The following is a 14,382-nucleotide window of genomic DNA, read 5'->3' on the forward strand; positions in this document are numbered from 1 at the left end:
ACGACATTTGTCCACTATAGTATTACGCGACAAACAACAAGGAGAACACCATCGACAAGCGCATCGGTACTCGCATCAAGATGGAACGGGAAAGTCGCGGCTGGTCATTAACCGAGCTTGCTGAGCGCTCGACCGTATCGCGGGCCATGATTCACAAGATCGAGCGAGGTGAAAGTAGTCCGACTGCAACGCTGCTCGGCAAACTTTCTGGCGCTTTTCAGCTCAGTATGTCAACACTCATCGCACGAGCCGAGTCCCAACAAGGGCGCCTGCTTCGCAAGGCCGATCAACCGGTCTGGACCGACCCACAGACGGGGTATCAGCGCCGGCACATCTCGCCGGACTCAGACATGCCGCTCGACCTGGTTCGCATCGAGCTGCCAGCCGGAGCCCAGGTTCCCATGCCCGCGTCCGCTTATGCATTTGTGCGTCAAATTATCTGGGTTTTGGAAGGTAATCTGGTCTTTCTGGAGGGCGACACAAAGCACGAGATGTCAACCGGAGACTGCCTCGAACTCGGACCGCCATTGAATTGTACGTTTCAGAACGAAAGCAATAAACTCTGCGTTTATGCGGTCATCGTCCTGCACAGGACATAACCAATAGTAGCGTCGCCAGAGTCAGATATTGTGGGCTGTGAGCATAGACAATTCGACCGGCTAGCCTCAGCGTAGATCACCCCAATTCAGTTGCTAATCACTGCACAAAGTAAAAACCCCGCCTAAATGCGGGGTTGAGCAATACAAATCAGCAACAATCAGTAGGTGTGGAAATATTCCTGAATCACTGCCGGATTCGTGGTTTTAGTCAATGCCAGCATCAGCAGAATACGAGACTTGGCTGGGTTAAGTGAATCAGAAACCAGGCCGGGCTGGTTAGCATCCGGTGGCACAATGCCATTGCCAGTCCGGGTGGAACGAACCACGATAATACCTTTACTTTCAGATTTACGGATACCAGCGTCACTACGTTTGGAAACGGAGCCCGCTCCCATGCCAGCGTAGACAATCCCCTTCACACCATGCGCAATAGCGCTGTCATACATGTATTCCGGGTCGTCCTGATAGCCATAGATAATATCCACTTTCGGCAGTGATTTCAGATGCGTCACATCGAATACAGAACGAGTGGTATGGATTTTGTCCAGTCGATTCTGATAGTAGATATGACCACCAATAATCACGCCCAGATACCCCTCTTCCGGCGCTTTAAAGGTATCCAGTGTAGAAGCATTGGTCTTGCTGATAAAACGTGCAGAACCGATACGATCATTGAGCACCACCATCACACCACGACCACGTGAATTCTTGTCTGCCGCGACTTCCACTGCCTCAAACAAGTTCATCGGACCATCGGCACTCATGGCCGTTGCCGGACGCATGGACGCTGCAAACACAACGGGTTTATCGCTTTTCACGGTCAGATTGAGAAAATACGACGACGCTTCCAGCGTATCTGTACCGTGGGTGATCACGACACCATCCACATCGTCACGCGCCAATAGCGCATTAACCCGGTGACTCAGTTTAAGCAACACGTCACTGGTCATATTTTCACTACCGATGTTGGAGATTTGCTCTCCTTTTATATTCGCCATCGTTTTTAGCTCTGGCACCGCATTAATCAGGACATCAACCCCTAATGCGCCAGCTTTATAACCCGTAGTCTGCGTATTAGTGGCCGCAGACCCGGCGATAGTACCGCCTGTTGCCAGAATAACAATGTTCGGCAGTTTTTCTGCCGCGTTGACCATGAAAGAAAAACAAAGGACAAGAATTACAGAGAGAGTTTTAAACAATTTTTCCATAACATATTCCAACTCATATGTCAGAGCGACAAACCAGCCGACCAGAATTCCGGGAAGGTGATTTGCCTGTTTTTTATTTTCGGTATATCCATACTGCTGATCGAATGTATCAGCATCGACGCTTATCTTGCTCCAGCACTGCTAATCTGTATAGCTGATGATTGCTAACTGGAGAGCTAAGTCACTGAATGGTCAAAGTTTAGACAGCCCAGTTTTCCTATTATCGCCAGGACGTAAAACCAGATGACTCACGATTAATCAGGCATCGTCCACACCTCTTGCGCGATATTGACAATATGACGTAACTTCGCCCACTGCTGTTCCTCCGTTAACATCGCCTCTCCGTGCGTCGAGGAAAAACCACATAGCGGACCAAGCGCCAATTGTTGTAAAGGCACATAAAGCGAAGCAGTGTTAACCGCCATTTTTATCGCTGCCGAATCTTCCAGTTCGCCTTTGTGGGGAGTGACAACACCCAGCACCACCTTTTGATGGGTAATATGTCGCAATAACTCCAGGCTACAGGAATGCTCATCGTCATACTCCAGAAACAGGCCATTAACATTCACACTGGCTATCACATAACCAATAGCGTCATAGCCGTCCTGGTAAATCCAGGAAGGCATCGCACTTCCGCGGCAAATATGCATGCTGATGTACATATCCTCAGGCCGCACTTCCAGCACCAGATTAAGAGTCCGGACACAGATATCCAGCAGATACTGGAGATCGATACCCGCTTCCTGCTCTTTTTCCCTCTCCCGTAGATCAAAGAGGTAGGCCAAGAAAACGTCATCCAACTGCAGATAACGGCAGCCCTCATCATAAAAAGCCAGGATCGCCTTACGATAGGTATTGGCCAAATCGTCGCTATAAGCTTCCAGTGAAGTGTAAAATGCATTCTCCCGGATGCAGGAATGCATCAGCATGGTGGGACTCGGCAACGTTTGCTTTGCCAGACTCCAACCATCAATACCAACGGCTTTATGCAGAAAACGGTAATGTTCCAGAAAAGGATGTGAAACATCGAAATCAATTTTACCCACCACACGGATATGATGAGTACGTGGCTGAACAGTATTAAAAGGTTCACCATCCGTATCGTTATAGCCTTCAAGACCTTGTAAATGATCAAAAAAATCAAAATGCCACCAGGAACGCCTGAGCTCACCATCAGTAATCGCCCGCAGGCCACACGCTTTCTGGTTTTCCACTACCCGCAGAACTTCTTCATCTTCAATTTCAGTCAGTTTGTCTCGAGACAACCTACCTTGTTCCCATTCAGCACGCGCCTGTTTCAAACGAGAAGGTTGAAGGAAACTACCGACATGATCGGCATGAAAGGGGGGATAGTTTTTTTTTACTGTACGGCTCATGCCAACTTCATCCTTTTCATTAACAAGCCACTGTCAGCGCATCAATGCGCTATTTTTTAACTCAACGCCATCACGATAATGCGAATCTCACAATATAACGGCTAACATGCATCGTTTTCAGGTACATACCACATGCCTACGACAGCGGGTAACATATTTAAATGGTAAAGCTCAAATAACTATATCTAATTATTATTTTCGAAATCTTATTTAAATTTTCGTTTTATTTACAGTTTAAGCTGTAATTATTATCTTTTCGGGCGCGGTAACAGTACCAGTCACTATTAACACCCGTTCAGGGCTACATCCTGTAAAAACCTTTCGCTTTCCCGACGCAGTTCCTCGGTAAGAAAATCGATAAAATAACTCAGTGCTACCGAGCGATGCTTCCCGGCCATGGTTTGTACCTGGAGTGTTCGCTGGCCAAGCTGCTCACTGTCCACCGATTTCAACGTCAAATTATCTGCTCGCGCCCGGTACAACACGGAGAAATGGCTGCAAGCGGTAATGGCATTCGGAGTCTGCAATGTGAAGTAGTAAAGAGCGGAGAAATTGTTACAGCTAAGCGTGGGCTCAAGAAATGTCCCGCTCATCCGACATGACAGATCAAATAGTTGGCGAATAGTCGTGCCCGAATGTGAAAGCGCTAGCGGGAATTCATGCAGATCCTCCATGTGTATTTTTTTCCGTGCCAGCGGATGTTCGTCCCCCATCAGCAACAAAACTGGTGCGGGATAGACGGCGATAACCTCAACACCTCGTTCTGGCGCCAGACAAAACTGCAAGGCGATATCGCATTCACCATTGCGCACCATTTCTGAAACCTGCATAGCGGAACCCACCACCAAGTGAAACGTCACTGACGGCGTTGACTGTCGGAAACGGGCGAGCAACCCTGGCAGCAGATCAAATGCCATTCCGTCGGTACAGGCAACGCGCACAAAAGTACGCCGTATCGCCTTCAATCCTTGAATTTCAGCGATGGCATAGTCCATATCCATCAGGCTTTTGCGCACATGGTTTTCCAGAATCTGCCCGGCATCGGTCAACACCATACCGCGGGCATGACGCTCGAACAGCGGTACACCAATCCGCGTTTCCAACTTCTGAATCTGCCGGCTAATGGCGGAAACCGCCACGAACAATTGCTGGCTGGCCGCGCTTAATGAACCCATATTCGCGACAGCCAGAAAATAACGTATTTCACTACTGTGCATGAGAATCCCCAGTCCGCCTCTTTTTTGTGCAAAGAGATTTATATTAAAAGCAATGCTTGCTTGCAATTATTATTATTGTGGCAAGGCTGGGTTTTGGTTTAGAAACCAATAAACATTAAAAAAAACCAAACAGCCCCATAAGGCATGACAAGACAGGGTAACCATGACCGTTGAACAAGCCGTAAGACAAGCACTGGACTTTTTTGATAGCGGAAATTTTAAACAGATACTGGCACGGCGCGTTGCCATCACCACCGAAAGCCAGCGCCACGATCGTAACGAGGCGCTGTACCATTATCTCAGTGCTGAAATCATACCCACATTGCAAGCTATGGGTTTTGAACTGCGCCAGGTAGATAACCCGCAAGCCACTCATCGCCCTTTTCTGCTGGCGACTCGAACTGAAAACGCCGCTCTTCCCACGCTGCTTTGCTACGGTCATGGGGATGTGGTGTTCGGTGATGATGAAAACTGGAGCGATGGTCGCTCTCCGTGGCAACTGACTGAGGACGGTGACCGTTGGTATGGACGGGGCAGCGCAGACAACAAAGGCCAGCACTCCATCAATTTCACTGCGCTAGAACAGGTTTACCAAGCGCGTGGTGGGCGGTTAGGCTTTAATTGCAAATGGATTTTTGAAATGGGAGAGGAAATCAGCTCCCCTGGATTAGCTGAAATCTGCCAGCAATATCGAGAACAGTTGCAAGCGGATATATTTATCGCCTCCGATGGTCCGCGTCTAAATGCAGAACGCCCTACGTTATTTCTCGGATCCCGCGGTTGCGTCAATTTCCGTTTGAGTATTCATGCCCGCAACAAAGACTACCACTCTGGTAACTGGGGAGGCTTGTTAAGCAATCCCGGAACGCAGTTAGCCAACGCTATCGCCAGTCTGGTAAACCAACAGGGTCAATTGCAGGTTGAAGCACTGAAGCCACCACATCTGACTCCCGCATTACGGGATATCCTCAGCGATATTACCCCAGGTGGCAATGCCACTGATCCTGATATCGATAGCCAATGGGGAGAAGCAGGATTAACAGCATCCGAACGACTGTTCGGCTGGAACACACTGGAAATACTGGCCTTCTTGACGGGAAACCCACAGCGTCCCATGAACGCTATCCCCGGGCACGCCACGGCTGTCTGCCAACTGCGTTTTGTGATCGGAACCGACTGGCAGAATCTGGCCCAGCATCTTCGGCACCATCTGGACGCCCAGGGATTTACCATGGTTGATATTTCAGAAGTCCGAGGCACACCGGCCACCCGGTTGGATCCAACCGACCCACTGGTGAACTGGACACTGGATATCATGCGTCAGAGCAGTGATAAAAAACCGGCACTATTACCTAACCTCGGTGGTTCCCTGCCCAATGAAGTTTTTGCCGATATCCTTGGGCTACCGACATTATGGATCCCGCATTCATATCCTGCCTGCGGTCAGCACGCCGGGGATGAACATATGCTGATCTCCGTCGCCCGGGAAGGGCTACAGATAATGACCAGGCTGTTCTGGCAACTAGGGGAACAGGGAAACGATATTTTGGCCAGACACCGCGCGCACCGCGCATCTTCTGACATTCGCTGAGGTGAACCATGAGCATATTATCCAGCCAGCTTGATTCACCCGCTGCAACGCTTCGTCCCAGTCTATACAAAACGCTGTTTGCCACGTGCATCGGTAACGCGTTGGAGTGGTTTGATATCGCAGTATATGGTTTTTTCGCCATTTATATTGCCCACGCATTTTTCCCGACCCAAGATTCGGCAGTCTCCCTGCTGCTGACCTTCGGCAGTTTTGGCATAGCGTTTCTGATTCGTCCACTGGGTGCTGTGGTGCTGGGTGCCTATGCAGATCGCGCCGGACGCAAAGCATCCTTACTGCTGTCCATCAGCCTGATGCTACTGGGCGGCGCTATCATTACATTCATGCCGACCTACGCGGCGATTGGCCTGGCGGCACCCATCCTGATTATCCTGGCCCGTCTGATTCAGGGTTTCTCTGCGGGTGGAGAATTCGGCAGTTCCACCGCCTTTCTGGTTGAGCACTTTCCCGAGCGCCGGGCCTTTATCGCCAGTTGGCAGTTTGCCACCCAGGGGGCCAGCACCTTGTTGGCGTCAGCGTTCGGCCTGGGATTATCACAATTTCTGAGCGAAACGCAGATTCAGGACTGGGGATGGCGTATTCCTTTCGCTTTCGGATTAATGATCGGGCCGGTTGGACTGTACATTCGCCGGCACATTCATGAGCCGGACAGTTTTCAACAGGCGGAAAAAAACGCCACACCGGTAAAAACGATTTTTACCCGTCAGAAGAGCCTGTTTTTTACCGCTATCGGTTTGATGGTGATTTCAACCGCCATCAATTACATGTTGAATTACGTACCAACGTATGCCACCAAGACATTACATCTGGCCTCGACCACCGCATTCAGCGCCACACTGATCGCCGGTATTATCCTGACCATTGTCACCCCCTTGATGGGACTGTGGGCAGAAAAAATCGGCCGTCTGCCACTTATGTGGGCGGCACTGCTGTTACTTATCATCACCATCTATCCGGCATTCTGGCTGATGACGAAATACCTTTCTCCACTATCTCTCATCATCGTAGTCGGTTGGATGGCGCTGCTGAAATCGGTTTATTTCTCCACCGTTCCTTCCATGATGGCAGACCTGTTTCCAGTATCTACCCGCGCCAGCGGCATGGCCATCAGCTATAACGTTTCCGTAACGGTCTTTGGCGGCTTCGCACCGTTTATCTGCACGTTGCTGATCAGTGCGACCGGTAGCAGCCTGGCCCCCAGTTATTACCTGATGATAGTGGCATTACTAAGTGTGATTGCCTTGTGGAAAACACAGCAGACCCATCATTGATGTCCCGATAATTTACGCAACGGATTGCAACATCATGCGCCGCCGGTGGCGCATGATGTTTATCAGGCTTCATCCGGTAATATGGTGTCGCCAGCACCCAGCGCCCGCTGAAGTAATACCGTATCCACCCAGCGTCCATGCTTCATGCCAACTGAACGCAATGTGCCAACCATTTCAAAGCCCAGCGATTGATGCAATCTCAGCGAAGCATGGTTCTCGCTATTTCCTATTACAGCAATCATCTGTCGGTAGCCCTGATTTTCCGCCAATGTCAGTGCCGTCGATAAAAGCTTTTTCCCGACACCTTGCCCTTGGACATCAGGATGAATATAGACTGAATCTTCCACGGTAAAACGGTATGCCCGACGTGTGCGATACAGCGAGAGATAACAATAACCAACCACCAGATCGTCTCGCAACGCCACCAGCCAGGGTAGCTTTTCAGCGTGGACTTTCCTGAGACGGGCCTGCATTTCAGCAATATCGGGAGATTCTGTCTCAAAGGTTGCGATACCATGCAGAACATGATGACTATATATCGCCTGAATCGCAGCGATGTGATGATCTTTGGCTTCTTCAATAACGACCAGATTCATGCATACTCCTTATTGATGTTTAGCAATAAGAGTAAAACTTTCATTTTCTGGTGGATAGAGCCTGAAACTTATACGCGGTATAAAGGAAACTTTGCTATGGCCAGGTTGAATCCGGATCTGTTGGCAACGTTTGCCATCGTTGTGCGGGAAAGCAGTTTTTCAGCCGCCGGAGATATTCTCGGGCTGACACAACCGGCAGTTAGCCTACAGATTCGTCAGTTAGAGCACTATTTTGGGTTGCGGCTGGTGGAACGTGCCGGGAAAAAACTCCGCCCGACCCCGGCGGGAGAAGCACTCCTGACACAGGCTGAACGAGTTAGAGTCGTACTCGATGATGTACAACAGGTCATGGCTGATTATTCACAGGATATCATCGGCAGTGTAGTGCTGGGGACTGGCGCCACGGCTTGCATTCATCTGATGCCCCCCTTGCTCCGTGAACTTCGACAGGATTATCCGCGAATTACTGTCGGCATTCGTACCGGCAATACACGGGACATCGTCAAAGCCGTGGCAGATAACCAGATTGATGCCGCGTTGGTCACAATGCCGGCTAGCGGACGAAATCTTGTTATCTCACCCTTACTGGAAGATGAATTCGTAGCGATATTAAGTAAAGACTGTGCCACGGCCCTCCTTTTCGATGCCGCAACACTGAATCGTTTACCCTTAATTGTATTTGAATCAGGCAGCAGTACCCGCAGTCTGATTGATGGCTGGTTCAGTGCATCGGGGGAAAAAAACGTTCCAGTGATGGAGTTGGGCAGTATTGAAGCCATCAAAGAAATGGTGGTCGCTGGATTGGGATACAGTATTATTCCCCGCATAGCCGTGACACCCGAATTACTGCGGCGTGGTGTCTACGCCCATACGCTAACACCGCCACTCAACCGCACGTTGAGTATTGCCCTACGACAGGACAAGTTACTGAGTAAAGCATTAAAAATTGTGCTTAACCGTCTTGAGACAAGTGCCCTGACAAAATAAATAGAAACAAAGCGGTAATTTGAAAAAACAAGAAACACTCAGCACTCAGTCAATGACTTAACCGGAAAATATCATACAAGTGTTAGAGATATCCCCACGCTTAACCGATTTAAGAGAAGAGATCTGATGAACCAACGACTTCCCAAGTCATGTCGTCAGACTCCATATTCAGCATCTGCTGTATCTTTTCGTAGATTTCAGCAGCAGACATTCCTTTATATACTCCTTGGTTATAAAAATTGAACATATCCAGATTTTCACTGCTATTTTGCTGATTCATCCATGCGACATTTTCGGATGTCACTCGTTGACCGGTAAACGCGTCAAACGCTTCCCAACTACCATCCGGGTAGCTAATCATGGAAACTAGCGTTCCACCATACAATGGAATACCATTCATCATCTCCAGAGTACGTTCTGAAGACACCCCCTCCCTTCGCTTTTCCTGTTCGTCCCTGGCTTCCTGTTCAGCGGCTTTTTTCTGAAAATCACTAATACTTTCAGTTGACTGGGTAGCATTTGACTTATCTTTTCCGTCAAGGGATAACGTGACCTTTGTACTCGGCTCAGGGGTAGTAAATAAGTTCGCCAGCGCGTCATTACTCGTGGAGTCCGATGATACATCCACTTTATTCACCGAACTTATGGTTGTTATGAGCGGGTAAAAAGACTTTACATTCTGACTATGTGTTTCAAGACCCGATATAGCCACGACGTAACTCCTTTCGTCTATTGAATTTAACGTCTGTATACGAAATCTATTGGGTACATATTTCTGATGGTGGCAATTGTCAGTCGTGATTCACACACAACCCAGTCAAGCAAAAGCATGACATCGAGAAATCTGATCACCCCATCGATACATATAACCGTTTTCCATATAAAAGATAACTTATGAAGAAAAGTGAATAAAAAAACATTTTGTCATATTTACTAACGATAATTACTTATTTTGGCAAAAATAATTACAATTACTAACGTATAAAATATATCGGCCAATTTGATTTTTTGTTAAGACATAATTGGAATAATGGTGTTCAATTATTGAGCTCATAAGAAATATTCACACTATTCCCCTCACGACATCGGCAAGATTCGCTGACCCATAACATCCCTATTACCCAGTCACAGAAGGCAATAGTTGCGGAATAATGTCATGAATTCGTCATATAGGGTTGTTATGTTTTATTCAGAACAATCTTATTGTTAAGACACCTGATGCATACCTTATCTGTCCCGAAACCACAGTTGCCGTCCCCAGTGCATTTTCCCTGTGCGCGCGACTTGTGTATTACGACACCCGATGTTTCTCCGGCTACAGAGAATGCCAGCGTATTACAGATCTTTGGTCAGCATAAAGATCTGGTCAGCCTGCCAGTGGTCGAAAATGGCCGGCCATTCGGATTAATCAACCGGAATATTTTCCTCTCTCAGATGGCCCGCCCTTTCTATCGCGAGTTGTACGATAAAAAAAGCTGCATTGCCTTCATGGATAAAAATCCGCTGGTAGTAGAGGCTTCTGCCTCCTTAAGTGACGTGACAGATAAGGCGGTGATTACCGGCGATAAATTTCTGACTGATGGATTTATCATTGTTGAACAAGGGCAATATCTCGGCATTGGACTGGGTATTGACTTAATTAAAAACGTTGCGGATATGCATGCACAAAAACACCAGCAAATCATGCAAAGTATTGAGTATGCCAGCGTCATTCAGGGAGCAATGCTGGCATCCTCACATCAGGCAATGTCCAAAACGTTGGCAGAATGGTGCCTGATATGGGAACCGCGTGATTGTGTCGGGGGAGACTGTTACTACTTCAAACCCTATGCTCATGGCTGGCTGGCCGTAGTGGCGGATTGTACAGGTCATGGTGTCCCTGGTGCGTTCATGACACTGATTTTTGCCTCGGCACTGGAGATGGCGCTAACCCTACATGGACCGGAACAACCAGCACAGCTGTTGCAGACTATCAATCGCCACATCAAAGATACATTGGGGCAGATTAGTCATATCGGACAGAAACCTTCCTCTAATGATGGCTGCGACGCCATTCTTATATTTATGGAAACCGCCTCATCTACCCTTAACTGGGCCAGTGCGCGTATACCCGCCTTCATACTTAAAGCCCAGAATCGTGAAATCACGATGCTTGAGAACGATCGCATGGGCGTTGGCTATACTGACACACCTTATGACTACACTTGGCCAGCGTTCCGACAAACACTGGCACCACAGGATATAGTTTTCACGACCACCGATGGACTGACCGATCAGATCGGTGGTGAACGACAGATCATGTTTGGTAAGCGTCGCCTGCAAGACTTATTGCTGCGTTTTCAAACACTCCCGATGCATAAACTAGCCAACCAGTTGATGCAGCAACATAACGCCTGGCAAGGCGAACAATATCGACGAGACGATCTGACATTTTGGGGTTTCAGGCAATAAACGAGATTATCAATTGGGTGGATCAGCAATATGTCAGACACGAATTACGACAGTTTTTTTGACCTTACACAACAGCAGGATCTTACGCTGTATTACGTGGGGTACTTTTCACAAAATATCATCTGTTCCCTGGCGGAGACAGTGAAATTGCAACTGGAAAAAAAACAGGTACCTGCCAATGTTCGCCGCAAATTGTTTTCCAGTTTTGTAGAAATAGTTCAGAACATCATCCGCTATTCAGCCGCTAATCTGACATCAATTGATCACCCAAATGAAATGCGGCATGGATTGGTATGCATCGGCCATGAAGCAGGGAAATACTTTCTGCTCTGTGCCAATCGGGTCCATCCCTATGACATGGAAAAACTGCGAGTGCGTCTGGAACCGCTGCGTCACATGACGCTCGAAGAAATCAAACTCGCCTACAAAGCCTCGTTACGTGATGATACCCCGCCCCAGAGCAAAGGCGCTGATATGGGGTTACTGACTATTGCACGCGATGCCAGTGAACCCCTGCAATTCACTTTTCGGAATGATGAATCAACGGGGTTTCCCACGTTTTATCTAAAGGCAATTATTTAACATGACAGAGACTATAACAACAGAGAATCTCCATATTGCTGGCACGCCAAGCTCGCCAACCGTAGATTTTTATTTTGATACACACCAGCTCTCTCTTTCCGGTGAGTCCTATCCTGAAAATGCGGCGGCGTTTTACAACCCGCTCATTACGCGGATTCAGCATTATCTCACCACCATACAGGCTACAGACATCCTTCTTGACAAGAAGATCGATGTGCATGTGTCGTTGATTTACTTCAACAGCTCCAGCACCAAAATGCTGTTCAGCCTATTTAACCTTCTCAATCAGGCTGCTGAAAACGGGCTTCCCATTGTCCTACATTGGTATCACGACCAAGACGATGACATTACAGAAGAATTCGGACAAGAACTGCATCTGGATTTCCCGGCACTTGAATTTCATAGCCATATTTTGGAGTAACGCCATGAGCACCAATGAACTGTTTACACCAGAGTATGATATTTTGCTGTCAGCACGTCACGTCGCCGCACAACTGGATATGCCAGCTGAAATATATCGGGACAATCTGATGCTGTTATCAGAACATTACCAGCGTCTGGTTCGGGAGACCTACCGACTGATTACCCGCAGTGATCGTGCCGAAAAGGAACTTACACGCCTTAATACCCAACTTCACACATTAGCAGTCGAGTTGGAATACAAGGCGACCCATGATCCGTTAACCGATATTTTTAATCGCCGCGCGATTATCGATCTTGTCGACGAAACGCTGGCACAGAAACCAGCCGCGCTGATTGTGCTGGATATTGATCATTTCAAACAGGTCAATGATACATTCGGTCATCCCACCGGCGACACTGTGATTTGCAATTTGGTTTCACGCATTCGAGAAGTATTGCAGGGACAGGGCTATATTGGCCGCGTGGGCGGCGAAGAGTTCACTATTCTGTTGAGTGAATATACGCTGATGCAGGCAGTCTCTATTGCGGAACAGATCCATCACAGTCTCAACCAAACCCCATTGCTGCCCCAGCGAAAAGTAACCGCCAGTTTCGGCATCAGTTGGACACCGGCTCAAGCTCGCTTTGACACACTCTACAGCATCGCTGATAACGCGTTGTATCGGGCTAAAAATAAGGGTAGGAACCGTGTCGAATATAGCGTCGATGCCATCATAGAATAGTGGTGGTTAAACAAGCCGCCACCGTTGCCGAACGAATATTCCCGCCAAAGCGTCGCGCTCATCGGCTGCGTTTTCATGGTCTGTACTCATGGTTCGCTGATGGAAATTCTCCTGACCGGCCGGGGCCACGATGCCCACAGCGATGATGCGACAATCATCCCTCCCCCCAACCATGCAAATACGCTCAGCCGCTCTTGCAACCACAGAGTGGCAAATATGGCACCAAAAAAAGGCTCCGACCCCATCAATAATGAAGCCCGTGTTGGGGTGATTCTGCGAACGGCATAGTTTTGAGCAAAAAAGGCAAACATCGTGCAAAACAGCACCAGATATAACGTCGCTGACCAAAACGCCCAGGTCGTTGGTAATGGCGGGATCCCCTGCTGAGTACAAAGCAACAGGATCAACGAGCCGCCCGCAACAACACCGGTTTGCACTGCGGTAAGCGCCAACGCGGGAACATCATGATGCTCCATCAGTTTTTTGGTCAGACAGACCATCAGTGCGCGCAGCAATGCCGCGCCCAGTACCAATACATCGCCGACATTCATCTCAATATCGTCGTTTGTGCGGGTTAACAGTAGCGCACCACACAGTGACAATGTGGCTGCAACGAACACGGCGGTTTCTGGCCGCTGGCGAAAAATGGACCACTCGACAAATGGCGTCAGGACCACACACATGCTGATCAGGAAAGCTGCATTACTGGCGCTGGTATACATGACACCGAAGGTTTCACACAAGAAGATCGCCAGCAAGAGCAAACCAAGGACAGCACCCGGCAATAACGCCTGACGATAATGATTGCGCAGCACGGGCAGCAGTAAAACAAATGTCATGATAAACCGGATAAACAGGAACCCGGCTACCGGATAAAATAGTATGGCGCCTTTCGCCACACCATAACTGGTTCCCCAAATCATCGCGACAGCCAGTAGCATTAACTCCGCATAACCACGGGTGCTTTTGTGTAGTTTATTCAGCATGGGCATTCTCGCTCAAAGGCAATAACCAGGACATCACGATATCCCTGTGAACCTTGACTACAGGAGATAGGAGAAACCTCGTGCATTATTCGGCGGTCATCAGCAACAATAATATCCATCGGCTGGTTAAGCGTTTTGCTATGCAGAGGTGTACGTTGGCTATCCGTAATGGTTGTCACACCTCCCGAGACATTGACGCGTCGAATTAACGCCATGGCAATATAGTCAACACCATCACGATGTAATCCTTCCGGGGTCGGTTTTCCAGCCTCTATTTTATTAGTCAGAATACGATAAGGATGCAAACGAATAGTCCATATAATAGAGGGAGGAAGATTACAGTAATATGCATGTA

15 protein-coding genes are annotated in these 14,382 nt (G+C 48.4%); 8 read left to right on the top strand and 7 right to left on the bottom strand.

All coding sequences use genetic code 11. The features are described from left to right. Positions 1 to 80 precede the first annotated feature (80 nt). Positions 81 to 599 (top strand): helix-turn-helix domain-containing protein, encoded by a 519-nt coding sequence (locus RS889_RS17155; RefSeq protein ID WP_315708112.1) that lies wholly within the window; start codon positions 81 to 83, stop codon positions 597 to 599. Between the two features lie 158 nt (positions 600 to 757). Here RS889_RS17155 and RS889_RS17160 read toward each other — a convergent pair whose 3' ends face one another. From RS889_RS17160 to RS889_RS17170, 3 genes are all read right to left on the bottom strand, one after another. After that, on the bottom strand, positions 758 to 1,753 hold the full coding sequence (locus RS889_RS17160; RefSeq protein WP_237160242.1) for a type II asparaginase: 996 nt from the start codon (positions 1,751 to 1,753) through the stop codon (positions 758 to 760). A gap of 308 nt (positions 1,754 to 2,061) precedes the next feature. After that, positions 2,062 to 3,183, bottom strand: a complete 1,122-nt coding sequence (locus tag RS889_RS17165; RefSeq protein WP_021014924.1) for a 5-methyltetrahydropteroyltriglutamate--homocysteine S-methyltransferase — start codon at positions 3,181 to 3,183, stop codon at positions 2,062 to 2,064. A 284-nt stretch (positions 3,184 to 3,467) separates the two neighbouring features. Further along, entirely contained in the window at positions 3,468 to 4,400 is a 933-nt protein-coding gene (locus RS889_RS17170; RefSeq protein WP_315708113.1) for a LysR family transcriptional regulator, read from the bottom strand. 163 nt (positions 4,401 to 4,563) lie between these two features. On the opposite strand from RS889_RS17170, the gene RS889_RS17175 reads away from it, so the two are divergent. Both RS889_RS17175 and RS889_RS17180 read left to right on the top strand, forming a co-directional pair. Beyond that, complete coding sequence (locus tag RS889_RS17175; protein ID WP_315708114.1) at positions 4,564 to 5,991, top strand: M20 family metallopeptidase; 1,428 nt, start codon at positions 4,564 to 4,566, stop codon at positions 5,989 to 5,991. 8 nt (positions 5,992 to 5,999) lie between these two features. Continuing rightward, positions 6,000 to 7,280 (top strand): MFS transporter, encoded by a 1,281-nt coding sequence (locus RS889_RS17180; protein WP_315708115.1) that lies wholly within the window; start codon positions 6,000 to 6,002, stop codon positions 7,278 to 7,280. A 62-nt stretch (positions 7,281 to 7,342) separates the two neighbouring features. Here RS889_RS17180 and RS889_RS17185 read toward each other — a convergent pair whose 3' ends face one another. Then, positions 7,343 to 7,876, bottom strand: a complete 534-nt coding sequence (locus RS889_RS17185) for a GNAT family N-acetyltransferase (RefSeq protein WP_315708116.1) — start codon at positions 7,874 to 7,876, stop codon at positions 7,343 to 7,345. Between the two features lie 96 nt (positions 7,877 to 7,972). On the opposite strand from RS889_RS17185, the gene RS889_RS17190 reads away from it, so the two are divergent. Further along, positions 7,973 to 8,863 (top strand): LysR family transcriptional regulator, encoded by an 891-nt coding sequence (locus RS889_RS17190; protein WP_315708117.1) that lies wholly within the window; start codon positions 7,973 to 7,975, stop codon positions 8,861 to 8,863. Between the two features lie 109 nt (positions 8,864 to 8,972). Here RS889_RS17190 and RS889_RS17195 read toward each other — a convergent pair whose 3' ends face one another. Beyond that, a complete protein-coding gene (locus RS889_RS17195; RefSeq protein ID WP_315708118.1) occupies positions 8,973 to 9,575 on the bottom strand; it encodes a hypothetical protein in 603 nt (200 codons plus the stop codon). Between the two features lie 506 nt (positions 9,576 to 10,081). On the opposite strand from RS889_RS17195, the gene RS889_RS17200 reads away from it, so the two are divergent. From RS889_RS17200 to RS889_RS17215, 4 genes are read left to right on the top strand one after another with little or no spacing between them, the layout of a single operon-like run. Further along, positions 10,082 to 11,314 carry a SpoIIE family protein phosphatase gene (locus tag RS889_RS17200; RefSeq protein ID WP_315708119.1) on the top strand — a complete coding sequence of 411 codons (1,233 nt, stop codon included), beginning with the start codon at positions 10,082 to 10,084 and terminating at the stop codon, positions 11,312 to 11,314. Positions 11,315 to 11,344: 30 nt separating this feature from the next. Beyond that, positions 11,345 to 11,896: a SiaB family protein kinase gene (locus tag RS889_RS17205; protein ID WP_315708120.1), complete on the top strand. Its 552-nt coding sequence runs from the start codon at positions 11,345 to 11,347 to the stop codon at positions 11,894 to 11,896. A 1-nt stretch (position 11,897) separates the two neighbouring features. After that, positions 11,898 to 12,317 (top strand): DUF1987 domain-containing protein, encoded by a 420-nt coding sequence (locus tag RS889_RS17210; RefSeq protein WP_315708121.1) that lies wholly within the window; start codon positions 11,898 to 11,900, stop codon positions 12,315 to 12,317. Between the two features lie 4 nt (positions 12,318 to 12,321). Then, a complete protein-coding gene (locus RS889_RS17215) occupies positions 12,322 to 13,041 on the top strand; it encodes a GGDEF domain-containing protein (protein WP_021014914.1) in 720 nt (239 codons plus the stop codon). Between the two features lie 86 nt (positions 13,042 to 13,127). On the opposite strand, the gene RS889_RS17220 is transcribed toward RS889_RS17215, so the two are convergent. Both RS889_RS17220 and RS889_RS17225 read right to left on the bottom strand, forming a co-directional pair. Beyond that, complete coding sequence (locus RS889_RS17220) at positions 13,128 to 14,027, bottom strand: DMT family transporter (RefSeq protein WP_315708122.1); 900 nt, start codon at positions 14,025 to 14,027, stop codon at positions 13,128 to 13,130. Beyond that, entirely contained in the window at positions 14,021 to 14,332 is a 312-nt protein-coding gene (locus RS889_RS17225) for a 2OG-Fe dioxygenase family protein (RefSeq protein ID WP_315708123.1), read from the bottom strand. Before RS889_RS17225 ends, RS889_RS17220 begins: the two co-directional genes overlap by 7 nt. Positions 14,333 to 14,382 lie beyond the last annotated feature (50 nt).

It is taken from the genome of Brenneria uluponensis (assembly GCF_032395385.1).
Lineage (GTDB): Bacteria > Pseudomonadota > Gammaproteobacteria > Enterobacterales > Enterobacteriaceae > Prodigiosinella > Prodigiosinella aquatilis.